Here is a 25,382-nt window from a genome sequence, read left to right as displayed (position 1 = left end):
TGCCGGCCGCGACAGGCGGCACCTTATACGGATTCCGCGGCGTTTCCGCGCGTGCCGCGCACCTCGCGGGGGCCGCACGCGCGCGCGCCGGGTGTGGCGCTCAGCATTCGATGACGTTGACCGCGAGCCCGCCGCGCGAGGTTTCCTTGTACTTGTCCTTCATGTCGGCGCCGGTCTCGCGCATGGTCTTGATCACGCGGTCGAGCGATACGAAGTGCGTGCCGTCGCCCTTCAGCGCCATGCGCGCGGCGTTGATCGCCTTCACCGCGCCCATCGCGTTGCGCTCGATGCAGGGCACCTGCACCAGCCCGCCGACCGGGTCGCAGGTCAGCCCCAGGTTGTGCTCCATGCCGATCTCGGCGGCGTTCTCGACCTGCGCCGGGGTGCCGCCGAGCACCTCGGCCAGCGCGCCGGCGGCCATCGAGCAGGCCACGCCGACCTCGCCCTGGCAGCCGACCTCGGCACCGGAGATGCTGGCGTTCTCCTTGTACAGGATGCCGATGGCGCCGGCGGTGAGCAGGAAGCGCACCACGCCGTCCTCGGTGGCGCCGCGCACGAAGCGCCAGTAGTAGTGCAGCACCGCCGGCACGATGCCGGCCGCGCCGTTGGTCGGCGCGGTCACCACGCGCCCGCCGGCGGCGTTCTCCTCGTTGACCGCGAGCGCGTAGAGGTTGACCCAGTCGAGCGCGGCGAGCGGGTCGCTCAGCGCCGCCTCGAAGCCGCTCGACAGCTTGCGGTGCAGCTCGGCGGCGCGGCGGCGCACCTTGAGCCCGCCGGGCATGGTGCCCTCGCGCTCGCAGCCGCGCCGTACGCAGCCCTGCATCACCTGCCAGATCGCCAGCAGGCCGGCGCGCACCTCGGCCTCGGAGCGCCACGCCTGCTCGTTGGCGAGCATCAGCCCGCTGATCGGCAGCTGCTGCTCGGCGCACAGCCTGAGCAGCTCCGCGCCGCTGCGGAACGGGTACGGGATCGGCGTGGTGTCGGCGACGATGCGGTCGGCGCCGGCCGCCTCCTCGTTGACCACGAAGCCGCCGCCGACCGAGTAGTAGACCTTGTTGCGCAGCTCCTCCCCGGTGTCGTCGCAGGCGATGAAGCGCATGCCGTTGGGGTGGTACGGCAGGCTCTGGCGCCGGTGCATCACCAGGTGCTCCTTCTCGACGAAGCGCACCGGGTGCACGCCCAAGAGCCGCACCAGGCGCTCCCCGCGGATGCGTGCCAGGCGCGCGTCGACGCCGTCGGTGTCGACCTGGTCGGGCAGTTCGCCCTCCAGCCCGAGCAGCACCGCCTTGTCGCTGCCGTGGCCGCGGCCGGTGGCACCGAGCGAGCCGTACAGCTCGACCTTGACCGAGGCCACGCGCTCGAGCAGGCCGTGCTCCTGCAACTGGCTGGCGAAGCGCCAGGCGGCGCGCATCGGCCCCACCGTGTGCGAGCTCGACGGGCCGATGCCGATCTTGAACATGTCGAAAACGCTGATGGCCATGGAGGTCCTCCGGCCGTCGCGGCGGCAAGGTCGTGGGAAGGGGCGCTGCGCCAAGCTTAGACACACGCCCGCCCCGCCGGGCGCCAAATGGCGCCGCCGCGAGCCGCGCAAACGCAACGGCCGCCCCGGGGGGCGGCCGCGTGCGCTACCGGTACGGCGCCGGCATCACTTCTCGCGGACGCCCTCGATGATGAACTTCAGCGCCACGCTGTCGGCCTTCGGGCCGAGCGGCTGGGTCATGCCGAAGTCGCTGCGCTTGACCGTCGTGGTGCCGGTGTAGCCGCGGCGGTAGCCCCCCCAGGGGTCGTCGCCGGCGCCGACGAACTCGAGCGCCACGCTCACCGGCTTGGTCACGCCGTGCAGCGTCAGGTCGCCGTCGAGCGTGGCCTTGCCGTCGCCCTTGTCGGTGAACTTGGTGCTGACGAACTTCGCCTCGGGGAAGTCCTTGACGTCGAGGTACTTCTCGCGCAGGTGCTTGTCGCGCTCGGCGAAGTTGGTGTCCACCGTGTCGGTCCTGACCGTCGCCGCGATCTTCGAGGCGGCCGGCTGGGCGGCGTCGTAGCTGAAGCTGCCTTCGAGCTTGTTGAAGCGGCCCTGCAGCATGCTGAAGCCCAGGTGCGAGATCTCGAAGGTGACGAACGAGTGGTTCGGATCGATCTTGTAGTTCTCGGCGGCCTGGGCGCTGCCGAAGGCGAAGGCGGCGGCGAGGCCGGCGGCCAGCAGGGAACGGCGGACAAGACTGTGACGCATGGCGGATGATCTCCGTAGTCGTTGGGCGGATGGCAATGCAAAAGCGCGCCCGCGGGCGCGGTCGGAACAGGTCAGCGGCGCGGCGCGCGGCCGGCCATGCGGCTCAGCGTGCCGTCGCGGTCGATGAGCTGATGCTTGAGCGCGGCGGCGGCATGCACCACCACCACGGCCAGCGTGCCCCAGGCGAACAGCACGTGGGCGCTGTCGAACACCTCGGCCACGGCTTCGTCGACCGTCAGCAGCGCCGGGAGTTCGAACAGGCCGAACACCTGCACCGGGTGGCCGTCGGCGGTCGACACCAGGTAGCCGCTCACCGGGATCAGCACGGTCATCAGGTACAGCACGCGGTGGCCGAGCTTCGCCCCCAGGCGCTCCCAGGGCTTGAGGCTCGCGGCGAGCGGCGGGGCGCGGTCGAGCAGCGCCCAGGCGATGCGCACGAGCGCCAGCACCAGCACCAGCAGGCCGGTCGAGCGGTGCAGGCTCGGCGCCCAGCGGTAGGCGGGGTCGTAGTAGTCGAGCCCGCTCATGTACCAGCCGAGCGGGATCAGCGCGAGGATCAGCAGCGCGATCGTCCAGTGCAGCGCGCGGGCGACGGTGCCGTAGCGGTCGGGCGAGTTGGTCAGCATGGTCGGGACTCGCGGAAGGCGGCGCGGGTCCGGCCCGCGAAGTGAAATCAGCCTAGCACGTGATTCGCAAGCGATAACCGCTCGCATCGTCACATCATTGTTGAACCGGAGGCGACAATCCATGCGGCAGACGGCCACCATCGACGACATGCTGCTGTTCGCCTGCGTCGTCGAGCGGGGCGGGCTGAGCGCCGCGGCGCTCGAACTCGACCTGTCGCGCTCGCTGGTCAGCAAGCGCATCGCCGCGCTCGAAGCGCGCCTCGGCGCGCGCCTGCTCAACCGCACCACGCGCCGGCTCAGCCTGACCGAGCCCGGCGAGGCCTACTTCGGCTACTGCGTGCAGGTGCGCGACACCCTCGCCGAGGCCGAGGCGCGCGTCGCCGACTTCGGCGAGCGCCCGCGCGGCGTGCTGCGCCTCGCCGCGCCGGTGACCTTCGGCGAGCTGTACGTGGCGCCGCTGCTCGCCGAGTTCCTCGCCGCCCACCCCGGCCTGGTGGTCGACATGGACCTCGACGACCGCTTCGTCGACCTCGTCGACGGCGGCTACGACCTCGCCATCCGCATCGGCGCGCTGGAGGACTCGACCCTGGTCGCGCGGCGCCTGGCGACCACCGACGTCGTCGTGGTCGGCGCGCCGGCGTACTTCGCCCGCCACGGCGTGCCGCGCCACCCCGCGGAGCTCTCCGGCCACAACTGCCTGACCTACCGCCACCACCGCGGCCGGCGCGACGAATGGCGCTTCACCGGCCCCGACGGCGTGGTGACGGTGCGGGTGTCGGGCAACCTGCGCAGCACCGGCATCGCGCTGCGCAACGCCGCGCGCGCCGGCCTAGGGCTGACCTACCCGCCGCGCTTCATGGTGGCCGCCGACATCGCCGCCGGGCACCTGCAGCCGGTGCTCACCGACTGGTGCCGCGACGGCATCGGCATCCACGCGGTCACCCCGCAGGGCCGGCAGCTGCCGGCGAAGACCCGCGCGCTGATCGACTTCCTGCGCGAGCGCCTCGCCGCCGAGCGCCAGTGGACGCACGCCGACGAGGCCGGCTGAGGGCCGCGCCGGCGCCCTAGTTGCGCGACGCCGCCGCGCCGCCGGCGATGCCGTACTGGCGCAGCTTGTTGGCGATCGCGGTGTGCGACAGGCCGAGGCGGCGGGCGAGCTGGCGCGTGCTCGGGTGGCTCGGATAGAGGCGCGTCAGCATCAGCCGTTCGAGCCGCGCGACGGCATCGGCGAGGGTGCCGGCGAACAGCGCGTCGCTGACCTCGTCGGCCGACTCGGCGGGGCCGAGCGCGAGGTGCTCGGCGGTGATCGCACCGGCCTCGGCGACGGTCACCGCGCGCAGCACGGTGTTTTCGAGCTGGCGCACGTTGCCCGGCCACGGGTGGGCGAGCAGCGCCTGCTCGGCCTCGGCGGTCAGCCGCGGCGGCGCGATGCCGAGCTGGCGGCTCGCCGCCTCGATCGCCGCCTGCGCGATCGGCAGGATGTCGGCCTGGCGCTCGTGCAGTTGCGGCACCTGCAGGCTGAGCACGTTGAGGTGGTAGTAGAGGTCGTCGCGGAAGCGCCCCTCGCGGCAGCGCTCGGCGAGGTCCTCGCGGGTGGCGGCGATCACGCGCACGTCGCTGCGCCACGACTGCAGCGCGCCGACGCGGCGGAAGCGCCCGGTCTGCAGGAAACCGAGCAGCTTGAGCTGCAGCCCCGTGCTCAGCCCGGCGACCTCGTTGAGGAACAGCGTGCCGCCGGCGCCCTGCTCCAGCAGCCCCGGCTGCTCGCCGGCGCCGAAGAGGATCTGCTCGGCGCTGTCCTCGGCCAGGTCGGCGGCGTTCAGGCGCAGGAACGGCGCCTCGCGGCGCGGCCCGGCGAGGTGGCAGGCGTGCGCGAGCGCGGCCTTGCCGGTGCCGGTGGCGCCGTGGATCAGCAGCGGTGCCGGCAGTGGCGCCATGCGCCGCGCCTGGCGGATCAGCGCACGCATCGACGCCGATTCGTGGGTGATCGACTGGAAGCCGGCGAGGTCGGCGCCGCACTCCACCGGCGTCGCCGCGCCGCCGTGCAGCACCAGCACCGCGCCCGACAGCGACTTGCCGATCTTGCCGACCGGCACCAGCACCGGGAACACGTCGGCGAGCAGCGCCTGCCCGCGCACCGCGAGCTGCACGCCGTAGCGGCTGCGGTCGAGCTTGTCGATCAGCTCCACCAGGTCGAGGTTGTCGACCAGCGGCGCCAGCGCCGTGCCCTGGCCGTCGGCGCCCTTCAGCTTGAGCAGTTGCTGCGCGGCCTCGTTGGCGACGATCACCCGCCCCTGCAGATCGACCGACAGCACCGGTGCCGGCAGCGCCGACAGCAGCGTGCGCAGCTCCGACTGCTTGCGCTCGCTCGGCAAGAGCGGGATCGGGCGCACGTCGAGCACGCCGGGGACGGCGCGGATCTCCACGGTGACGCGCTGCAGATCGTCGAGCTTCATCGCCGCGGCGTACATGAACAGGGCGCCGCGGCGGTCGGTCTGCGTCAGCATCTCCAGGCCGTCGAGGTTGATGTTGTGGCGGGCGAGCACGGTGAGCACCGCGGTGCCGATGCCGACCCGGTCTTCGAAATTCACCTGTAAGCGCATACGGACTCCTCCTCCCCTTCCCTGCGTTCTCTGTGGTGTACGCTCCATAGTGATAGTTTACGCTGAGGAGCATTGCCAAATTTCCATAACTTACATGGTCTAAGCCACTTATTTCGCAACCCCGTCAAATCTCCTTGACGCCGCCTCCGCGGACGGCCGGGCAGGGCGTGCCACGCCCGCCGACGCCGTGGCGATGCGGCGCCGGCGCTGCGCATACGCTAAAACCCCTCACGGCGCACCGTGCGCCCCGGCCAGCGAGGAGCCCCCGCGATGAACCTGTCCCAGCGACTGCTGCACGCCCTGCGCGACCACGGTGCCACCGAAATCTTCGGCATCCCCGGCGACTTCGCGCTGCCGTTCTTCAAGCAGATCGAGGAAAGCGGCGTGCTGCCGCTGTACACGCTGTCGCACGAGCCCGGCATCGGCTTCGCCGCCGACGCCGCCGGGCGCTTCAACGGCAAGCTCGGCGTGGCGGCGGTCACCTACGGCGCCGGTGCGCTGAACATGATCAACCCGGTCGCCGGCGCCTACGCCGAGCGCTCGCCGCTGGTGGTGATCTCGGGCGCGCCGGGCGCCGCCGAGGTGCGCTCGGGCATGCTGCTGCACCACCAGGTCAAGACCACCGATTCGCAGTTCGCGATCTTCCGCGAGATCACCTGCGCGCAGTGCCGCCTCGACGACGCCGCCAGCGCGCCGGCCGAGATCGCGCGCGTGCTGCGCGCCTGCCGCGAGCAGTCGCGCCCGGTGCTGATCGAGGTGCCGCGCGACATGGTCGCGGCGCCCTGCGACGAGGTGCCGGTGCTGCCGCCGACGCCGTTCGACCCCGAGGCGGTGGCGGCGGCCGCCGCCGAGGTCCTCGAACGCCTGCGCACCGCCGCACGCCCGGCGCTGCTGGTCGACATCGAGGTGCGCCGCTACGGCGTCGAGGCCGGCGTCGCGGCGCTCGCGGCGCGCCTCGGCATCCCGGTGGTGACCACCTTCATGGGCCGCGGCCTGCTCGCCGAGGCCGGCGTGGCGGTCGCCGGCACCTACCTCGGCAGCGCCGGCGACGCCGCGATCACCACGCTGATCGAGGACGCCGACTGCCTGCTGATGCTCGGCGTGCTGATGTGCGACACCAACTTCGGCGTCTCGTCGAAGCAGATCGACCTGCGCAAGGCGATCCACGCCGCCGACCGCCAGGTGCAGATCGGCTATCACCAGTACCCCAACATCCCGCTCGCGGCGCTGGTCGACGCGCTGCTCGCGCAGATCGGTGACACCACGCTCGCCAGCGCGGCGCCGCTGCTGGAGCCCGCACCGGCGCTCGAAGCCTTCGTCGACGACGCGCCGGTGTGCCCGCGTGACGTCGCCGCAGCGCTCGCCTTCATGATGAACAACCACGGCGCGCTGCCGATCGCCTCCGACATGGGCGACTGCCTGTTCACCGCGCTGAGCATGGCCAACACCGCGCTGACCGCGCCCGGCTACTACGCGACGATGGGCTTCGGCGTGCCCGCCGGGCTCGGGCTGCAGGCGAGCACCGGCCAGCGCCCGCTGATCCTGGTCGGCGACGGCGCCTTCCAGATGACCGGCTGGGAGCTCGGCAACTGCAAGCGCTACGGCTGGGACCCGATCGTGGTGCTGTTCAACAACGCGAGCTGGGAGATGCTGCGCGTGTTCCAGCCGGAATCGGGCTTCAACGCCCTCGGCGAGTGGCGCTTCGCCGAACTGGCGGACGCGCTGGGCGGCATCGGCACGCGCGTGCGCACGCGCGCCGAGCTGCACGCGGCGCTGTCGACCGCCTGGCAGCGGCGCGGCCGGTTCGAGCTGATCGAGGTGATGATCGAGCCCGGCCAGCTCTCCGACACGCTGCAGCGCTTCGTCACCGCGCAGCGCGAGCTGCGGCTGAAGCGCGAGCAGGCGGCGGCGCAGCGCTGAGCCGGCCCGGGCCGCGCGCAGTGGCGCCGTACCTCGCGGGCGTACACGCACGCATGCCGAAAACGGGCGCAGCGCCCCCCGCGCCGCGCTGACACCGACACGGCCCGGCCTCGCGCCGCCGCCGGTGTCAGGCCGCGGCCGGGTCCGGCTTGCGACCGATGTAGACGTAGTACGGCACCCGCAGCCCCGGCAGGTAGGGCAGCGGGGCGCGTCCCTCGCGCAGGTGCACGCAGGCGCTGCGCGCTTCGAGGTAGGGCAGGTGGTCGGGGCTCGGGTGTACGCCGTCGTGGGCGAACCACGCCGGCCAGCCGTGGCGCGCCAGCGCCGGGTGCCGCGCCCGCCCCGGCGCCGGGCTGCGCCGGGCGACGTAGAAGTCCACCACGCCGAGCAGCCCGCCCGGCGCGAGCATCGCCAGCGCGTTGTCCACCGCCAGGAACCAGTCGGGGATCATCGTCAGCGCATAGGACAGGACCACCGCGTCCACCGGCTGCGACGGCCGGTAGCGCGTGGCGTCGGCCTCGACCGTCACCACGTTCGGCCACGCGCGCCAGCGCCGGCGGGCCTGTTCGAGCAGCGGCGGGCACAGGTCCACCACCTCCACGCGCTCGAAGTCGGCCAGCCGCGCGCCGAGGAAGGCGAGGTTGCGCCCGGTGCCGCCGCCGAGCTCGACCAGCCGCGCATGGCCCGGCAGCCGCGCTGCGAGTTCCAGCAGCAGTTCGGCGCGCCCGTGCAGCAGGCGCTCGCGGAAGGCGTCGTAGGCCGCGGCCTGCGGGCCGTAGAACGCGGTGAGGCGCTCGGCGGGGGTGCCGTGGCGCGGCTGCCCGCGCAGCAGGCGCCAGAGGATGCGGCCATCGGTGGCGAGGTTCACGGTGGGCTCCCGGTGACGGTCGAGATGGCAATCGGGCGGTTCGCGCAGGCGCCGCCGCGGGGGTGCGGCCGTGCCCGCCCGGGCCCGGCGCGCCGCCGTGTGTGCGCCTGCGCGCCACGGCGCCGCTCAGGCGCGCAGCCGGGCGATGTGGAAGCCGGCGTAGGTGTGCACGCGGTCCTGCAGTTGCAGGCGCGCAGCCAGCGCACGGTCGAAGTCCAGGCGCTCGGGCAGCCGCCCGGCGCCGGGCACGCGGATGTGTTCGAGGTAGTCGGCGGCGGCGTGGGCGCTGCGGAAGATCAGCCGCGCGTCGGGGGTGGCACGGGCGAAGATCGCCGCCCATTCGTCGGCCAGCGCCTGCGGGTGGTAGACGCTCATCCAGTCCATGTGGTCGAGCAGCACGAAGCGCGAGATGCGCTCGGAGGTGCCGCGCAGGAAGCCGGTGACGGTGTCGGTGTGCGCCACCACGCGCGCGGCGAGCCCGCCCTTGAGGCGCTCGAAGTTGGCGCGCTTGAGGTACTCGGGGCAGCACTCGCGGGTGTAGCGCCCGCGCACGTAGACGCTCCAGAAGTAGTTGTCGGCCACCGGCAGCTCGCGGAACACGTAGTCGATCGACGCGCGCACGAAGCCGGCGATGCCGCCGGCGTGCTGGCGCGCGACCTCCTCGCGCTGCGGGTGCGGTACGCCAAGCAGGCTCATCGTCAGCGGCTGCGCGATCGCCCAGGTGAGCGTGCGCCCCCACAGCCGCGGCGCCACCTCGGCGTCGTAGCGCGCGCGCTGCGCGTCGAGGTCGTGGGCCTCGAACAGCGCCTCGACCGCGCCGCGCAGCCGCGGCTGCGCCCGCAGCCAGGCGCGGAAGCCGCGCGCCACCAGCCCGGCGAGGCCGCAGTAGAAGAAGCTGTCGGCATCGCGGCGCTGCCCGAACCAGGCGATGCGCCGGTCCCAGTAGTGCGCGGCGAACGGTGACAGCGCGTCGCGCAGGGCGTCGCGGTACAGCTCGGTGGCGTGGCGGTGGCGGCCCTCGCCGAACAGCGCGAAGAAGTCGGCGAAGTCGAGCCGGCGGATGCCGGCGAGCTTCAGTTCGAGCAGCGCCGTCTGCCGCGGGTTGGCGTCGACCGCGTGGATGCGCGCCGGCGCGCACAGCGCGTAGTCGAGCACGTTGCAGCCGGCGCTGGTGATCACCAGCAGGCGGTCGTCGGCGCCGATGGCGAGCGCCTGGCGGTCGACGGCGGGGTCCTCCCAGCAGGTGTTGTAGACGAGCGAGCGGGCGTAGAGCGCATCGAACACGCCCTGGTGCAGGCGGTCGGCGAGGGCGGGCTGGGCGGGCACCGGGGCGTCTCCAGGGGCGGCGGCGATCGAGGCCCGGCAGTGTGCCGGCGGCGCATGACGCCGCGGTGACGGCGCCGGCGGCGCGAACGTCCGGCGGCGGGCGTTGTCTCAACGGGCTCGGCGGACACCGCATGACACAGGAGGGAGGTCCCGCGTGATCACGTTCGAAGACTGTCTGCACTGCACCGATCTGGACGAAGATCTGGCGACCCGGCTGGCGCGCCGCGAACGGCTGCCGGTGGTCGTCGCGGTCGCCAAGTTTGCCGCCATCCGCTCGGTGGGACGGCCGGCCGTCATCCACATCCGCGGCGCCGGGCACGCGCCCGCGACACCCCAGAGCGAATCTGCACCGCCGCCGCGGCTGCTGCGCCGGCAGGGCTGAACGGGAGCCTGCCACCCCGGTTTCGGCGGGCGCCTGCGGGCGCCCGCTGCGCTTACAGCTCGCTCGACACCGCCCACAGGTTGACGCCGGCATCGACGGCATGGCGGTCGATCGCGGCCAGTTCCTCGGCGCTGAAGGCGAGGTTTCGCAGCGCCTGCACGTTCTCGACGATCTGCTCGGGCCGGCTCGCACCGATCAGCGCCGAGGTCACGCGCGCATCGCGCAGCACCCAGGCGAGCGCCATCTGCGCCAGCGACTGCCCGCGCGCGCGGGCGATGTCGCTGAGCCCGCGGATGCGCGCGAGGTTGGCGTCGCTCAGCCAGTCGCGCTTGAGGAAGTGGTCCTGGCTCGCGCGCGCGTCGGCGGGGATGCCGTTCAGGTAGCGGTCGGTGAGCATGCCCTGCGCCAGCGGCGTGAAGGCGATGCAGCCGCTGCCGGTCTCGCCGAGCACGTCGAGCAGCTCGCCCTCGATCCAGCGGTTCAGCATCGAGTACGCCGGCTGGTGGATGAACAGCGGCACGCCGTGGGCGCGCAGGCAGTCGGCGGCCTCGCGGGTGTGCTCGGCCGAGTACGAGGAGATGCCCACGTACAGCGCCTTGCCCTGCTGCACCGCGGTGGCGAGCGCGCCCATCGTCTCCTCGATAGGCGTGTCGGGCTCGAAGCGGTGCGAATAGAAGATGTCGACGTAGTCGAGCCCCATGCGTTTGAGGCTCTGGTCCAGGCTCGCCAGCACGTGCTTGCGGGTGTTGCGGTCACCGTAGGGGCCGGGCCACATGTCCCAGCCGGCCTTGCTGGAGATGATCAGCTCGTCGCGGTGCGCGGCGAACTCGCGCCTGAGGATGCGGCCGAAGTTCTCCTCCGCGGCGCCGGGCGGCGGGCCGTAGTTGTTGGCGAGGTCGAAGTGCGTGATGCCGAGGTCGAAGGCCGTCGTCAGCATCTTCGCCTGGCGTTCGAGCGGCGTGCCGTCGCCGAAGTTGTGCCACAGCCCGAGCGACAGCGCGGGCAGCTTCAGGCCGCTGCGCCCGCAGCGGCGGTAGACCATGTCGGTGTAGCGGTTCGGGTCGGCGGTGTAGCTCATGGAGCATCCTCGGGGCAGGGGCGGAACCAGCAGCGTAGCCGATGGCGGCCCCCTCCCGCCCGTACCGCTAAAGTGCGCGGGCCACGGCGCGGAGTAGAGGCTGTTGTGCACCCGCTCGCCATCCCTGTCGAGCCTCCCGGCTTCGCGGGCGCCCATCCCGTGCCTCTACGGCGTGTCCAACGGCCCCGGTTCGCCCTGCGCATCGGGCCTGCTACGCCCGTCGAGACGCGCTGCGCAGACCCGACGCTCAAATGGCTTGACGCCATTCTCCCTGGCTACCAGGGGCTCCTCGGCTCGCGGGTCGCTCCATGCCTCCTCGGTCGCTACTATACCGTCGCTACGGCGAGCGGGCTGCCGGGGGTCGGCAGCGGACACGCCGGGAACGAATGGAGCGAGCGATGGACACCAACAAAAACGACTGCCCCGCTACACAGGGCGACGACATGGAACTGCTGGGCCTCCTGAGCGAGGCCAGCGCCCGCGCCGCCGCCGGCGATACCGTCGGCTGGCTGGCGTTCGAACTGCACCCCGATGGCACCGCCACCCGCCATGTCATCGGCGCCGCCCGCATCGACCGCCACCGCATCGCCGGCATGGCGATGGAACTGGCCCAGCGGGCGCTATCACCGGCGCAGTGACAGCCCCCTGATCCAGCGGCACTTCTGCGCCTCGCGCTCAGCCGCGGGGCGCCTCTGCACACGGAGGCCCGGCATGCCGCATCCCCTCCCGCGCCGCCTCGCCGCGGCCGGCATCCTCCTCGCCGCCGCCGTGGCGTCCGCACAGGCCGACAACGTCTACAAGTGGGTCGACCGCTGGGGCGGCGTGCACTACCAGCAGACGATCCCATCGCCCGAGGCGCAGCGCACGATGGTGCTGCCGCTGGAATACGGCCAGTGGGGCGCCAACCTGACCGCGGGCGAGCGCGCGGCACGCGACGCCTACATGGCCGACTTCGTGCGCCAGCGCGACGCGCAGTTGGCGATCGAGGCCGAGGACCGCAGGGCGCGGCGCCTGGAAGAGCAGCGCACCAGGGACTACGCCCCCACCGTGGCAGCCCCGCGCGAACTCAGTTGGGAGGACCGCAACAAGATCGAGAACATCGAGCGGCACATGGGCAGCTCCTTCCTCAAGCCCGGCGAGCGCAAGGCGCTCCAGCGCCAGATCGACAGCATCCGCGGGCTGCCGGAGCCGGCGCAGCAGGAGCGCCGAGCCTATCAATTCGGCGACACGCTGCGGCGCACGCCAAGCGGCGCGATCAACGTGCGCACCGGCGAGTTCATGCCGAAAGCCGGGCGCGGTCGCTACCTCGACCCATCGACCGGCAAGGTCATCCCGTCACGCTCGGTCTGGGACGACGACTGACGCCCGGCGTCGCCCGTCCCGCCCACCCCCTCCCCACAGCCCGCCCCGCGCGGGCTTTTTCATGCCCGCCACTTGACAACCGTGGAGTAGAGGCTGTTGTGCACCCGCTCGCCATCCCTGTCGAGCCTCCCGGCTTCGCGGGCGCCCATCCCGTGCCTCTACAGCGTGTTCAAGGACCCCGGTTCGCCCTGCGCATCGGGCCTGCTGCGCCCGTCGAGATGCGCTGCGCAGACCCGACGCTCAAATGGCTTGACGCCATTCTCCCTGGCTACCAGGGGCTCCTCGGCTCGCGGGTCGCTCCATGTCTCCTCGACTGCGCGGGCTGCGCTTGCTGCACGCCCAACTGGCAGCCCTGTTTTCCGAGTTGCGCTTTCCGTCCGACGCGAAGCCCGATCCGACCGACTATCGCGGCCGCATCGGCGAGGGCTGGGCTGCCATCGCCGCGCATCCCGAACGTCGCTTTCTGCTGCTGATCGACGGCGCCGACGAGGCGGCGAGCGCCTGGATCACGCAGGAGGTGCTGCCCTACGAGATTCCACCCAATCTCGCCATCCTGCTGAGCGCCCGGCACAAGCCCGGGGACGCCGACGGCCGGGCCTGGCTGCGGGATTTCAGCTTCGCACCGGGCAGGCCCTGCGCCGCGCCGCTCGAACTGACCCCGTTGACCGCAGCGGCGGTGGGTGACGCCATCATCCAGCTCGGCTATCCGCTCGATGCGCTGGTCGAGCGCGCGGCCGTGCTCGCCGAGCTGTACCGGCTGACCGACCGGGGCGACCCGCTGCTGGTGAACCTGTGGGTGCGCCAGCTCTGGAGCGAGCGGCAGCGGGCCGCCCGCTACACGGCCGCCGACCTGCAGCGGCTGCAACCGAGCTTCGCCGGCTTCCTGCAGGTGTGGCGCGAGGAACAGGACAAGCTCTGGAAGGCACAGGGCCTGACGGTGGACTTCGATGATCTCGAACGGCTGTTGCGCCTGCTGGCGCTCGCGTACGCGCCCCTGCGCATCGAGGACGTGCTGGCCTTGCTCGCGCGCCTGCCGCCTGCCACCACGTGGGACCTCGTCTTCGTCCGCACGCTACTGAACGGCGCCTCGCGCCTGGTGGTGCGCACGGGTGCCGGCTACGCCTTCGTGCATTCGCGCCTGGGCGATCACTACCGGGCGGAATTGCCGGCGCACAAGGAAGAACGCGAAGCCCTCCCCAACGCCTATCTCGCCTGGGGCGCCGAGACGGTTCGCAACCTGAATGCCGGCACGTTCGCCCCGGTGCAGTGCCCGGCCTACCTGCTGCGCCACTACTATCTGGACCACGTGACGGCCGCACGGCTGGTGCCCGAGCAGGCCCTGGAGGCGCACCTGCTGCCCCTGCTGGGCGGCGGCTGGCACCGCGCCTGGCTCGAAGAAGAAGGCGCCTATGGGGGCTTTCTGGCCGATCTCGCCCGGGTCCGACAGACGCTTCGCCAAACCAACACGGCCCGCCCCGGGCCGCCGTACCGCGTGGCCGAAGAACTCCGCATCAGTTTCATACGCACCAGCATCCGGGCGCAGACGGCCAGGCTGCCGCCCGAACTGATCGTGGCGCTGGTACAGGCGGGGGAATGGACCGGCTTGCGCGGACTGCGGGTAGCGGAACAACTGCCCGACTTACAGAAGCGAACACAGGCGCTCGTAGGTCTGCTTGATCTCTTGCCCGCTCATCTCCGCCAGCAAGGCCTCGCCCAGGCCCTCGCCGTCGCCACCGCGATCGGCGACGAAGGGCCACGTGCCGACGCGCTCGCCGCCGTCGCCGGACCACTCGCCGGCGAACCGGCGCTGCTCGCCGAGGCCCTCACCGCCGCCACCGCGATCAGGAGCGAAGGGCCACGTGCCGACGCGCTCACCGCCATCGCCGTCGCCGTCGCCGCGCACCTCACCGGCGAGCCACGCCGGCAGGTACTCGCCGAGGCCCTCACCACCGCCACCGCGATCGGCGACGAAGAGCGGCGTGCCCACGCGCTGACCGCCGTCGCCGCGCATCTCGCCGGCGAGCCGGCGCTGCTCGCCCGGGCCCTCGCCGCCGCCACCGCGATCAGGAGCGAAGGGCCACGTGCCGACGCGCTCACCGCCATCGCCGCACACCTCGTCGGCGAGCCACGCCGGCAGGTACTCGCCGAGGCCCTCGCCGCCGCCACCGCGATCGGCGGCGAATGGCAGCGTACCCGAGCGCTCGCCGCCGTCGCCGCGCACCTCGCCGGCGAGCCGACACTGCTCGCCCAGGCCCTCGCCGCCGCCACCGCGATCAGGAGCGAAGGGCCACGTGCCCGAGCGCTCGCCGCCGTCGCCGGACCACTCGCCGGCGAACCGGCGCTGCTCGCCGAGGCCCTCACCGCCGCCACCGCGATCAGGAGCGAAGGGCCACGTGCCGACGCGCTCACCGCCATCGCCGTCGCCGTCGCCGCGCACCTCACCGGCGAGCCACGCCGGCAGGTACTCGCCGAGGCCCTCACCACCGCCACCGCGATCGGCGACGAAGAGCGGCGTGCCCACGCGCTGACCGCCGTCGCCGCGCATCTCGCCGGCGAGCCGGCGCTGCTCGCCCGGGCCCTCGCCGCCGCCACCGCGATCGGCGACGAAGAGGCGCGTGCCAAGGCGCTCGCCGCCGTCGCCGCGCACCTCGCCGGCGAACGACGCCGGCAGGTATTTGCCGAAGCCCTCGCCGCCGCCACCGCGATCGGCGACGAAGGGTGGCGTGCCTACGCGCTCGCCGCCGTCGCCGCGCACCTCGCCGGCGAGCCGGCGCTGCTCACCGAAGCCCTCGCCGCCACCACCGCGATCGGCGACGAAGCGGCGCGTGCCCAGGCGCTCGTCGCCGTCACCGCGCACCTCGCCGGCGAACGACGCCGGCAGGTACTCGCCGAGGCCCTCGCCGCCGCCATCGCGATCGGCGACGAAGGGTGGCATGCCCAGGTGCTCGCCGCCGTCGCCGCGTACCTCGCCGGCGAGCCGGCGCTGCTCGCCGAGACCCTCGCCGCCGCCACCGCGATCGGCGACGAAGCGGCGCGTGCCCGGGCGCTCGCCGCCGTCGCCACGCACCTCGCCGGCGAGCCGGCGCTGCTCGCCGAGGCCCTCGCCGCCGTCACCGCGATCGGCGACGAATGGCGGCGTGCCCAGGCGCTCGTCGCCGTCGCCGCGCACCTCGCCGGCAAGCCGGCGCTGCTCGCCGAGACCCTCGCCGCCGCCACCGCGATCGGCGACAAAGCAGCACGTGCCCGGGCGCTCGTCGCCGTCGCCGCGCACCTCGCCGGCGAGCAACGCCGGCAGGTACTCGCCGAGGCCCTCACCGCCGCCACCGCAATCAGCTACGAAGAGCGGCGTGCCCAGGTGCTCGCCGCCGTCGCCGCGCACCTCGCCGGCGAGCCGGCGCTGCTCGCCCGGGCCCTCACCGCCGCCACCGCGATCGACTACGAATGGCCACGTGCCCAGGCGCTCGCCGCCGTCGCCGCGCACCTCGCCGGCGAGCCGGCGCTGCTCGCCGAGGCCCTCGCCGCCGCCACCGCGATCGGCGACGAAGGGTGGCGTGCCCAGGTGCTCGCCGCCGTCGCCGCACACCTCGCCGGCGAGCCGGCGCTGCTCGCCCGGGCCCTCGCCGCCGCCACCGCGATCGGCGACGAAGGGTGGCGTACCCGCGCGCTGGCCGCCGTCGCCGTGCACCTCGCCGGCGAGCCGGCGCTGCTCGCCGAGGCCCTCGCCGCCGCCACCGCGATCGGCGACGAAGTGTGGCGTGCCAACGCGCTCGCCGCCGTCGCCGCACACCTCGCCGGCGAGCAACGCCGGCAGGTACTCGCCGAGGCCTTTGCTGCATTCATACAAGCACTTGACCTTGTGGCGGAGCGAGATCGAAACGCGCTGTTGGACTTCACCACCCGCTTGCTGCCCGTCATCAGGGCACTGGGCGGCCCCACCGCGCTAGTGGGAACGGCCGAGGCGATCGTCGACACGGCCGAGTGGTGGCGCTGAGCAACATCCGCGCCCGGCCGAGCGCCGCGGGATTCCTGGCGCCTCGGCAGGTAGCGTGCGCGGCGCGGCGACCTCAGCCCCCGCCAGCCCGCGCCGCGCGTCGCCGGGCGAGCCAGCGCCACACCGTGCCGTCGGGGTGTTCGACGCCGTCGAGGGCGTATTCGAGCGCGTTGTTGCTGCACAGCACCCAGCGCATGCGGTCGGCGGTGCCGGCGCGCGCGGCGAGCAGCAGGGTGTCGCCGCGGCGCAGCTCGGTGTCGGGCGCCGGCAGCATGTACTCGGCGCCCTCGCGCAGCAGCACCAGCACGACGGCCGGCACGCGGCGCTTGCGCTCCTCGGGGTCGCGCAGCACGTCATCGATGCGCACCGTGCGGCCGCTGCCGAGCGTGTCGTGCACCGCCGGCGCCTGCTCGGCGTCGATCGTCACCTCCCAGGTGTCGGGGGTGAGCCCGGCGCACAGCACCTCCAGGCGCGCGAGCAGGCTGCAGCTCCAGCCCTCGCCGGCGGCGCGGGCGCGGCCGAGGAAGTCGTTGAGCAGCGGGTGGGTCAGCGCGGCGATGATGCGCCACACGGTGATGCGGCTCGGCGAGATCACCAGGTCGACGCCGGCGGCGGCGAACAGCGGGTCGTTGGCGCGCCGCGCCTGCCGCGCGACGATGTACAGCGCCGGGTTCAGCGCGCGCGCGGCGATCGCGATGGCGAGGTTGTCGGTGTCGTCGTCGGTGCCGGCGATGATGCCGACCGCCTCATCGATGCCCGCCTGGCGCAGCGGCCCGGCCTCGGTCGGGGTGCCGACCACCGCGCCGGCCGGGGCGCGCGCCGGGTCGGCCTCGATGACCGTGTACGGCACCCCCTCGGCGACCAGCGCCGCCTGCGTCGCCCGGCCGAAGCGCCCGTAGCCGCAGATGATCCAGCGCCCGTGCGGCGGCCCGATGTGCGCCGGCAGCGGGTGCCCGGGCACGCGGATCAGGTACTCGAACAGCATGTGCAGCGAGGGCGCGCGCAGCGCCATCGCCATGTGCTCGCCGAAGGTCGCGAACGGGTCGATCACGTAGGCGGTGCCGAAGGCGTGCAGGTCGGCCGCGGTGGCCGCGTGCTCGGCGCGCGCCACCACGGTCAGTTGCGGGTTCAGCAGCCGCGCGGCGATCGCCACCTTGACGTCGACCGCGTCCTCGCCCGAGGCGGCGACCACGCCGCGGCAGTTCGGGTTGTGCAGGCCGGCGAGTTCGAGCACGCGCACCTCGCGCGCGTCGGCGGCGAGCGCGGGCACGTCGAAGCCCAGGTCCTCCAGGTCGAGCGCCGCCAGCCGCTCGGCGTCGCCGTCGATCACCACCGGCTGCACCCCGCGCCGGCACAACGCCCGCACCAGCTGGTTGCCGGTCTCGCCGTAGCCGCACACCACGTAGAAGGGCTCGGAGAGGCCGCGCACCTTGCGGCCGAAGCGGTTCTCGGCGAGCGCGCGGCGGAACGCCGGGTCGCCGATCAGGTTGAGGATGTTGCCGACCGCGTACAGCCAGCCGATCACGGTGAGGTAGATGCACACCGTCACCCACAGCCGCTGCGCGGCCGTGAAGGCGTGCGGCACCTCGCCGAAGCCGATCGTCGAGCCGGTGTAGCTGATGAAGTAGAAGGCGTGGAAGAGGTCGAAGCGCCACTCGCGGCCGTCGGCGTCGAGGCCGGGGATCGCCACCAGCCCGGCGATCGAGACCGCATACACCGCGATCAGCACCAGCAGCGGCTGGCGCATGCGCCGCAGGAAGATGAACACCACGCTGTTGATCGCGGCGCCCGGCCGCCCCGTCGCCGGCGCCGGCGCCACCGACGCGGACGTGCCCAGGCGCCGGCGCAGCAGCAGGAAGACGAAGTTCATCGCCGCAGGCTGATGGTTTCGGCGATCAGCAGCACCACCGAGGCCATGTTCGCGAGCGCCGCGCCGCTGGCGAGCGACACCACCGAGGTGATCACCCGCGGCGCCTCGCCGAGCGCGTAGACGTGCTCGGCGATCGCCCACACCACCGCGGCGGCGATCAACTGCAGGTCCGCCACCAGGCTCGTCGCCAGCAGCACCGCGCCCATGTGCGTGCGGTCGCCGAGCTTCAGCACCGTCGCGATCAGGCTCACCACCACCGCCGCCGCCAGTTCGTAGACGTCGTGGTGCACCGCGTTGTCGATTTCGCCGATGACGAAGCCGAAGTTCAGCGTCGCCGCCAGCAGGATGAAAAAACCGAAGACCACCTTCTCGAGATTCATCGCGCCCCCCGCGCGCTGCCGCACCTGACAGCGAGTGTAGAGGGCCGCGCCCCGCCGCTCCCGATGCACCGTCACGCCGCCACCGCGGTGTGCGATCAGTGCTTGCGCCGAATACTGAAACGTGATTCCATATCAGAACACAAATTCATTCGAGGGCCTTGCGATGCTGCTGGAGCTTGCCAATCTCCCGTCCGCCGAAGCGGATTTCGACGTGGTCGTGATCGGCGCCGGCGGCGCCGGGATGTCGGCGGCGCTGTTCGCGGCGATCGAGGGCGCCCGCGTGCTGCTGGTCGAGCGCACCGAGTACGTCGGCGGCACCACGGCGTTTTCCGGCGGCACCACGTGGATCCCCGGCACCCGCCACGGCGCGGGCGTCAACCCCGACGACAGCCTCGACACCGCCGCCGCCTACCTGACGCGCGCGATCGGCGAGCGCACGCCCGCGGCGCTGCGCCGCGTGCTGCTCGAAACCGGCCCGGCGGCGGTCGAGCACGTCGAGGCGCACTCCGAGGTCAAGTACCGCGCCTACCCGCTGCACCCCGATTACCTGTCGGAACTCGAAGGCTCGACACTGCGGGGCCGCGCGCTCGAACCGCTGCCCTTCGACGGCCGCAAGCTGGGGGCGCTGCTGCCGCTGGTGCGCCCGCCGATCCCCGAGTTCACCGTGCTCGGCGGCATGATGGTCGACCGCAACGACATCCAGCACCTGCTGCGCATCACGAAGTCGTTCGCGTCGTTCCGCTACAGCATGAAGCTGCTCGCGCGCCACCTCGGCGACCGCCTGCGCCACCCGCGCGGCACCCGCCTGGTGATGGGCAACGCGCTGGTCGCGCGCCTGCTGTACTCGCTGTCGCAGCGCCCGAACGTCTCGCTGCTGATGCGCACCACGGTGGAGAAGATCGAAGTCGACGCCGACGGCGTGCACGCGCTCAGCGTGGTGCAGGACGGCACGCGGCGCAGCCTCCGCGTCAACGGCGGCGTGATCCTCGCGAGCGGCGGCTTCAACCGCCACCCGCAACTGCGCCAGGAAATGCTGCCCGGCATCGACGCCGCCTGGTGCCCCGGCGCGCCCGGCCACACCGGTGCGGCGCACGACCTGGTGCGCGGGCTCGGCGCGCACTACGGCAGCGGCGGGCTCAGCCACTGCTTCTGGGCGCCGGTGTCGCTGCGCCAGCGTGCCGACGGCAGCACCGCGGTGTTCCCGCACTTCCTGATGGACCGCGCCAAGCCCGGCATGCTGACGGTGAACCAGGCCGGCGAGCGCTTCCTCAACGAGAGCACCTCGTACCACCTGTTCGGCATCGCGATGCAGGACGCGCACCGGCAGTCGCCGTCGATCCCCGCCTTCCTGATCGCCGACGCCGAGGCGCTGCGCAAGTACGGCATGGGCATGGTGCGCCCCGGCGGCAAGGGCCTCGCGCCCTTCCTCGCCGACGGCTACCTGACCGAGGCCGCGAGCCTCGACGAGCTCGCCGCCAAGCTCGGCCTCGACGCCGAACGCCTGCGCGGCACCGTCGAACGCTTCAACGCGCACGCCAGCGCCGGCGCCGACCCCGACTTCGGCCGCGGCACCACCGCCTACCAGCGCAACATCGGCGATGCCACCGCGCCGGGGCCCAACCCCAACCTCGGCCCGCTGCAGACCGCGCCGTTCTACGCGGTGCGGCTCTACCCCGGCGACATCGGCGCCGCCACCGGCTTCGTCACCGACACCCGCGCGCGCGTCGTCGACGCCGCCGAGCAGCCGATCCCCGGCCTCTACGCCGTGGGCAACGACATGCACTCGGTGATGGGCGGGGTCTACACCGGCCCCGGCATCACCCTCGGGCCGGGCCTGGTGTTCGGCTACATCGCCGGCCGCGACGCCGCCCAGCGCGCCGCGGCACAGCCCTGATTCCACGACCCCACCGCACCCGGAGCCCACCCCCATGAACAGCTATGCCAGCCTCAACGGCGAAACCCGCGTGCTCGCGATCATCGGCGACCCGATCGCCCAGGTGAAATCGCCGGCCGGCGTCACCCAGTCGCTGCTCGAACGCGGCCGCAACGCCGTGCTGGTGCCGATCCACGTGACGCCGGCGGACGTCGACGGCTTCCTCGACGGCCTCGGCCGCGCCCGCAACGTCGACGGCATCATCGCCACGGTGCCGCACAAGTTCGCCGCCTACCGCCACTGCGCGAGCGCCACCGACCGCGCGCATTTCCTCGGCGCGGTCAACGTGATGCGGCGCAACGCCGACGGTACCTGGCACGGCGACATGTGCGACGGCGTCGGCTTCGTCGACGGCATCCGCGCCGCCGGCTGCGTGCCGCAAGGCCGGCGCGCGCTGCTGGTCGGTGCCGGCGGTGCCGGCTCGGCGATCGCGCTGGCGCTGCTCGAAGCCGGCGTCGCCGAACTCGCGGTGCACGACGGCGACGCGGCGCGCCGCGATGCGCTGGTCGAGCGCCTGCGCGGACGCTTCGGCGCGCGGGTGCGGGTGGGCTCGACCGACCCGGACGGTTTCGGCGTGGTGGTCAACGCCACCCCGGCCGGCATGCGCCCGGAGGACCCGTACCCGGTCGACGTCAGCCGCCTCGCGCCGGCGATGTTCGTCGGCGACGTGATCACCGCGCCCGCCGTCACCCCGCTGCTCGAAGCCGCACGCCGCCTCGGCTGCCCGACACAGGTCGGCGCCGGCATGTTCGCCGCGGTGCGCGAGCTGATGCTCGACTTCCTGCTGCAGGCCGGCCCGCTGGCGCGCTGACGCCGCCGCGCCACCCGCCCGACCCCGAGGACCGCCATGACCTCCCCCATCACCTGCGATCTGCTCGTCGTCGGCTCCGGCGCCGGCGGCCTGTCGGCGGCCGTCACCGCCGCCGCACTCGGCCTCAAGGTGCTCGTCGTCGAGAAAGAACCCGTCTACGGCGGCACCACCGCCTGGTCGGGCGGCTGGCTGTGGATTCCGCGCAACCCGCTCGCGGTCGCCGCCGGCATCCGCGAGGACCTCGACGGCCCGCGCACCTACCTGCGCCACGAGCTCGGCGCGCACTACGACGCCGCGCGGGTCGAGGCCTTCCTCGAACACGGCCCGCGGATGGTCGCGTTCTTCCAGGCGCAGACCGCGGTCGAATTCATCGACGGCAACGCCATCCCCGACTTCCACGGCCACGCGCCGGGGGCGCGCGAGGGCGGGCGCTCGGTGTGCGCCGCGCCCTTCGACGCGCGCGAACTCGGCCCGCGGCTCGCCGGGCTGCGTCCGCCGCTCGACCTGATCGCGCCGTGGGGCATGGGCATCGCCTCGGGGGTGGACCTGCGCCACTTCCTCAACGCGATGCGCGCGTGGGCGTCGTTCCACTACGTGGCGAAGCGGGTGGCGACGCACGTCAGGGACCTGCTGCTGCACCGGCGCGGCATGCACCTGGTCAACGGCAACGCGCTGGTCGCGCGGCTTGCCAGGTCGGCGTTCGACCGCGGCGTCGAGCTGTGGCTGTCGAGCCCGGTCGAGCGCCTGCTGCACGGCGGGCACGGCGTGCGCGGCGCGGTGGTGGCAACGCCGCAGGGGCCGGTGGAGGTGCACGCGCGCCACGGCGTGGTGCTCGCCTGCGGCGGCTTCCCGCACGACGCGGCGCGCCAGCGCGCGCTCTTCCCGCACGCGGCGGACGGTGCCGGGCACTGGTCGGCGGCACCGTCGAGCAACACCGGCGACGGCCTGCGCCTCGGCGAGAGCGCCGGCGGCGAGGTCGCCGGCGAGCTCGCCGGCGCCGCCGGCTGGGCACCGGTGTCGCTGGTGCACCGCCGCGACGGTTCGGTCGGCCACTTCCCGCACCTGATCGAGCGCGCCAAGCCGGGGCTGATCGCCGTCACCCGCCGCGGCGCGCGCTTCGTCAACGAGGCCGGCTCGTACTACGACTTCATGAATGCGCTGTTCGCCGTGACCCCGCCGGGCGAACCGGTCGAGGCCTGGCTCGTCTGCGACCACCGCTTCATCCGCCGCTACGGCCTCGGCCACGTCCGCCCGGCGCCGCTGCCGCTCGGGCCGTCGCTGCGCTCGGGCTACCTGCGCCGCGGGCGCAGCATCGACGCGCTGGCCGCCGCCTGCGGCATCGACGCCGCCGGGCTGCGCGCGACCCTCGACGCCTACAACGGCGCCGCCCGCGACGGCCGCGACCCGGCCTTCGGGCGCGGCAGTACGCCCTACGAGCGCGTGCAGGGCGACCCGACGCAGGCGCCCAACCCCTGCGTGGCGCCGATCGAGCACGGCCCCTGCTACGCGGTGAAGGTGGTGCCGGGGAGCCTCGGCACCTTCGCCGGGCTCAGGACCGACGCCGCCGCGCGCGTGCTCGACCGCGCCGGCGCGGCGATCCCCGGCCTCTACGCCGTCGGCAACGACATGGCGAGCGTGATGGGCGGGTGCTACCCGAGCGGCGGCATCACCCTCGGCCCGGCGATGACCTTCGGCTACATCGCCGCGCACCACGCCGCCGGCGTGCCGCTCCCCGGCGACGCACCGGTGGCGTGAGGCGCCGCCGTCAGCGCCGCGCCAGCGCGCGGCGCAGCAGCAGGTAGCCGAGCGCGCCCGAGGTGAGCGAGCCGCCGATGATGCCGATGCGCTCGGCGAACAGCCGCTCCAGGTCGTCCTCGTGGAAGGCCAGCGAGCCGATGAACAGGCTCATCGTGAAGCCGATGCCGCACAGCACCGCGACCCCGCCGAGCGCGCGCCAGTCGCTGCCTTCGGGCAGCCGCGCGAGGCCGAGGCGGATGCCGAGCCAGCTCATCGCCAGCACGCCGATCGGCTTGCCGAGCAGCAGGCCGCAGGCCACGCCGAGCGCCACCGGGTGCGTCAGCACCTGGGCGCTGACGCCGGCGAGCGAAATGCCCGAATTGGCGAAGGCGAACAGCGGCAGGATGCCGAAGGCGACCGTGCCGTGCAGGTCGTGCTCGATGCTGTGCAGCGGCGAATGCTCCGGGTCGGACGGGTTGCGCAGCGGGATGAACAGCGCCAGCGCCACGCCGGCGAGCGTCGCGTGCACGCCCGACTTGAGCACCGCCACCCACATGATCAGGCCGATGAACAGGTACGGCGTCAGGCGGGTGACGCCGCGCCGGTTGAGCAGGTAGAGCAGCGGCAGGCAGGCCAGCGACACGGCCAGCGCGACCATCGACAGGTCGCTGGTGTAGAACAGCGCGATGATCACGATCGCGCCGAGATCGTCGAAGATCGCGATCGACACCAGGAACACCTTGAGCGCCGTCGGCACCCGCTCGCCGAGCAGCGCGAGGATGCCGAGGGCGAAGGCGATGTCGGTCGCCGCGGGGATCGCCCAGCCGCCGAGCGACACCGGGTCGCCGACATTGAAGGCGACGTAGATCAGCGCCGGCGCCACCATGCCGCCGAGCGCGGCGAGCGCCGGCAGCGCGATCTGCCCGAGTTCCGACAGCTCGCCTTCCAGCACCTCGCGCTTGAGTTCGAGCCCGACGAGGAAGAAGAACACCGCCATCAGGCCGTCGTTGACCCACAGCAGCAAGGGTTTGGCGATCTCCAGCGGGCCGACGCGCACGGCCACCGGCAGGCTGATGAACAGGTCGTAGAGCGGCGCGAGCGGCGAGTTGGCGACCACCATCGCCAGCACCGCCGCGGCGAACAGCACGATGCCGCCGGCGGCTTCGAGCTTCGTGAATTCCCTGATCGCATTCAGCATCGGCATGGCGCTCCATTCGGGGTGGACGCCAAGGGTAACCGCAAGCGGCGGCGGGTGACCGTGGCGACATCCCCCGCGACGGTGCGTTCGGGTGCGCGCGAAGCCGTGGGCTCCAGGCGCGTGGCGTGGGTGTGAAGCCGGTCGGTGCCGGCCGTTCAGGCATCGACGACGGGTGGCGGAGCGTCGGCGGGGACGTTCCAAGACTCGCCGCCGCCCTGCAAAGCATCGCCGGAGGGGTGCGAAGGGTCGGCACCGACCCTCGCGGGGCCGGCGGCGGGGTTCGAAGTATCGGCGGGGGGATTCAAACAACCGGCGCGGATGCTCGGAGTGTCGGCATCGGTGCTTGATGCGTCGACGTCGATCGTCGGAGAGCCGGCGCCGGCGGTCGGGGTATCGGCGGGGGTGCCTCGAAGCTCGGCGCCGCCTCCAGAAGCATCGGCATCGCCCCAAAATGGGGCGGCGCGGGCCTTCCGAAGCCCCCGCCGCCCCTACCGCTCCCGGCAGGCGCTACGCCTGGCCGGCCTTCTCGGTTCGGGTCTGACGCGGCGCACCGGGGAAGCGCGAGCGCAGGTCTTCGTAAATGGCCTCGGCGCCCGGCAGCCCGCGCCGCGCGGCCTCGCGCACGCTCTGGTAGTAGGCGAGGTCGGCCATCAGGATCTCGTTGCCGAGCACCATCAGGGTGTCGTCGACCTGCTCGTGCAGGCGGTCGAGTTCGGCGAAGAAGCGCAGCACCTGGCTGCGCAGCGCGCGGTCCTGCTCGACCTCGGCGAGGTCGATGAAGCCCGGCCGGAACTCGGGGTTGTTCGCCATGTAGGTGCGGCACTTCTCGTCGAAGCCGATGCTCTTCTCGCCGAGCTTGGCGAGTTCCCTGCGCTCCTGCACGGTCAGGCTGAGCAGGAAGGGCAGGCGCGCGCGCAGGCTCTGCACGGTGTCGCGGAGAAAGGCGAGGTCCTCGTCGCCGAGGCGGCTGGAGATGCGATTGTCATTGGCCATGTGGGGCCTCCATGTCGGGCGAAACGGGAGTCCGAATCCATGTTTCTGTCGCAGCGGGTAGCGCTCGGGTGCAG

General features: G+C 73.1%; 20 protein-coding genes. 9 read left to right on the top strand and 11 right to left on the bottom strand.

The features are described 5' to 3' along the window. Positions 1-100: 100 nt before the first annotated feature. From EV699_RS16485 to EV699_RS16475, 3 genes are all read right to left on the bottom strand, one after another. Positions 101-1,480, bottom strand: coding sequence for an L-serine ammonia-lyase (locus EV699_RS16485; protein WP_132544802.1), 1,380 nt, complete (start codon positions 1,478-1,480; stop codon positions 101-103). A gap of 165 nt (positions 1,481-1,645) precedes the next feature. Then, on the bottom strand, positions 1,646-2,230 hold the full coding sequence (locus EV699_RS16480) for a YceI family protein (protein WP_132544800.1): 585 nt from the start codon (positions 2,228-2,230) through the stop codon (positions 1,646-1,648). A 71-nt stretch (positions 2,231-2,301) separates the two neighbouring features. After that, positions 2,302-2,856: a cytochrome b gene (locus EV699_RS16475; protein ID WP_132544798.1), complete on the bottom strand. Its 555-nt coding sequence runs from the start codon at positions 2,854-2,856 to the stop codon at positions 2,302-2,304. A gap of 121 nt (positions 2,857-2,977) precedes the next feature. Between EV699_RS16475 and EV699_RS16470 the strand changes: the two genes are divergently transcribed. Next, a complete protein-coding gene (locus EV699_RS16470) occupies positions 2,978-3,904 on the top strand; it encodes a LysR family transcriptional regulator (protein WP_132544796.1) in 927 nt (308 codons plus the stop codon). A 16-nt stretch (positions 3,905-3,920) separates the two neighbouring features. Here EV699_RS16470 and EV699_RS16465 read toward each other — a convergent pair whose 3' ends face one another. After that, positions 3,921-5,459: a sigma 54-interacting transcriptional regulator gene (locus tag EV699_RS16465; protein WP_165904180.1), complete on the bottom strand. Its 1,539-nt coding sequence runs from the start codon at positions 5,457-5,459 to the stop codon at positions 3,921-3,923. A gap of 270 nt (positions 5,460-5,729) precedes the next feature. Between EV699_RS16465 and ipdC the strand changes: the two genes are divergently transcribed. Continuing rightward, positions 5,730-7,379: an indolepyruvate/phenylpyruvate decarboxylase gene (gene ipdC, locus EV699_RS16460; RefSeq protein ID WP_132544792.1), complete on the top strand. Its 1,650-nt coding sequence runs from the start codon at positions 5,730-5,732 to the stop codon at positions 7,377-7,379. Between the two features lie 127 nt (positions 7,380-7,506). On the opposite strand, the gene EV699_RS16455 is transcribed toward ipdC, so the two are convergent. Continuing rightward, positions 7,507-8,247, bottom strand: a complete 741-nt coding sequence (locus EV699_RS16455) for a class I SAM-dependent methyltransferase (protein ID WP_132544790.1) — start codon at positions 8,245-8,247, stop codon at positions 7,507-7,509. 126 nt (positions 8,248-8,373) lie between these two features. Then, positions 8,374-9,573, bottom strand: coding sequence for a BtaA family protein (locus EV699_RS16450; protein ID WP_132544788.1), 1,200 nt, complete (start codon positions 9,571-9,573; stop codon positions 8,374-8,376). A gap of 154 nt (positions 9,574-9,727) precedes the next feature. Between EV699_RS16450 and EV699_RS16445 the strand changes: the two genes are divergently transcribed. After that, the gene (locus EV699_RS16445; RefSeq protein ID WP_132544786.1) at positions 9,728-9,955 is read left to right on the top strand and encodes a hypothetical protein; all 228 of its coding nucleotides are present in this window, start codon (positions 9,728-9,730) and stop codon (positions 9,953-9,955) included. 52 nt (positions 9,956-10,007) lie between these two features. Here the strand turns inward: EV699_RS16445 and mgrA are convergent, their stop codons facing one another. Next, the gene (gene mgrA / locus EV699_RS16440) at positions 10,008-11,033 is read right to left on the bottom strand and encodes an L-glyceraldehyde 3-phosphate reductase (RefSeq protein ID WP_132544784.1); all 1,026 of its coding nucleotides are present in this window, start codon (positions 11,031-11,033) and stop codon (positions 10,008-10,010) included. A 398-nt stretch (positions 11,034-11,431) separates the two neighbouring features. Between mgrA and EV699_RS16435 the strand changes: the two genes are divergently transcribed. From EV699_RS16435 to EV699_RS16425, 3 genes are all read left to right on the top strand, one after another. After that, positions 11,432-11,671: a hypothetical protein gene (locus EV699_RS16435; protein WP_132544782.1), complete on the top strand. Its 240-nt coding sequence runs from the start codon at positions 11,432-11,434 to the stop codon at positions 11,669-11,671. Between the two features lie 73 nt (positions 11,672-11,744). After that, on the top strand, positions 11,745-12,395 hold the full coding sequence (locus EV699_RS16430) for a DUF4124 domain-containing protein (protein ID WP_165904179.1): 651 nt from the start codon (positions 11,745-11,747) through the stop codon (positions 12,393-12,395). A 301-nt stretch (positions 12,396-12,696) separates the two neighbouring features. Beyond that, complete coding sequence (locus EV699_RS16425) at positions 12,697-16,386, top strand: hypothetical protein (protein ID WP_132544778.1); 3,690 nt, start codon at positions 12,697-12,699, stop codon at positions 16,384-16,386. Positions 16,387-16,459: 73 nt separating this feature from the next. Here the strand turns inward: EV699_RS16425 and EV699_RS16420 are convergent, their stop codons facing one another. Continuing rightward, on the bottom strand, positions 16,460-18,256 hold the full coding sequence (locus tag EV699_RS16420) for a potassium channel family protein (RefSeq protein WP_132544776.1): 1,797 nt from the start codon (positions 18,254-18,256) through the stop codon (positions 16,460-16,462). Beyond that, entirely contained in the window at positions 18,253-18,636 is a 384-nt protein-coding gene (locus EV699_RS16415) for a DUF6394 family protein (protein WP_132544774.1), read from the bottom strand. Before EV699_RS16415 ends, EV699_RS16420 begins: the two co-directional genes overlap by 4 nt. 163 nt (positions 18,637-18,799) lie before the next feature. Here EV699_RS16415 and EV699_RS16410 point away from each other — a divergent pair, with 163 nt between their 5' ends. From EV699_RS16410 to EV699_RS16400, 3 genes are read left to right on the top strand one after another with little or no spacing between them, the layout of a single operon-like run. Continuing rightward, positions 18,800-20,530, top strand: coding sequence for an FAD-dependent oxidoreductase (locus tag EV699_RS16410; RefSeq protein ID WP_132544772.1), 1,731 nt, complete (start codon positions 18,800-18,802; stop codon positions 20,528-20,530). Between the two features lie 34 nt (positions 20,531-20,564). Continuing rightward, complete coding sequence (locus tag EV699_RS16405) at positions 20,565-21,380, top strand: shikimate dehydrogenase family protein (RefSeq protein ID WP_132544770.1); 816 nt, start codon at positions 20,565-20,567, stop codon at positions 21,378-21,380. Between the two features lie 36 nt (positions 21,381-21,416). Further along, positions 21,417-23,135, top strand: a complete 1,719-nt coding sequence (locus EV699_RS16400) for an FAD-dependent oxidoreductase (RefSeq protein WP_132544768.1) — start codon at positions 21,417-21,419, stop codon at positions 23,133-23,135. Positions 23,136-23,145: 10 nt separating this feature from the next. Here the strand turns inward: EV699_RS16400 and nhaA are convergent, their stop codons facing one another. Next, positions 23,146-24,315 (bottom strand): Na+/H+ antiporter NhaA, encoded by a 1,170-nt coding sequence (gene nhaA, locus EV699_RS16395; RefSeq protein ID WP_132544766.1) that lies wholly within the window; start codon positions 24,313-24,315, stop codon positions 23,146-23,148. Between the two features lie 507 nt (positions 24,316-24,822). Then, entirely contained in the window at positions 24,823-25,308 is a 486-nt protein-coding gene (locus EV699_RS16390; protein ID WP_132544764.1) for a hypothetical protein, read from the bottom strand. Between the last annotated feature and the right edge of the window lie 74 nt (positions 25,309-25,382).

The organism is Plasticicumulans lactativorans, from assembly GCF_004341245.1.
GTDB classification, from domain to species: Bacteria; Pseudomonadota; Gammaproteobacteria; order Competibacterales; family Competibacteraceae; genus Plasticicumulans_A; species Plasticicumulans_A lactativorans.
Note: the sequence above shows the minus strand (reverse complement) of the source record. Positions and strands in the feature narration are given on the sequence as shown.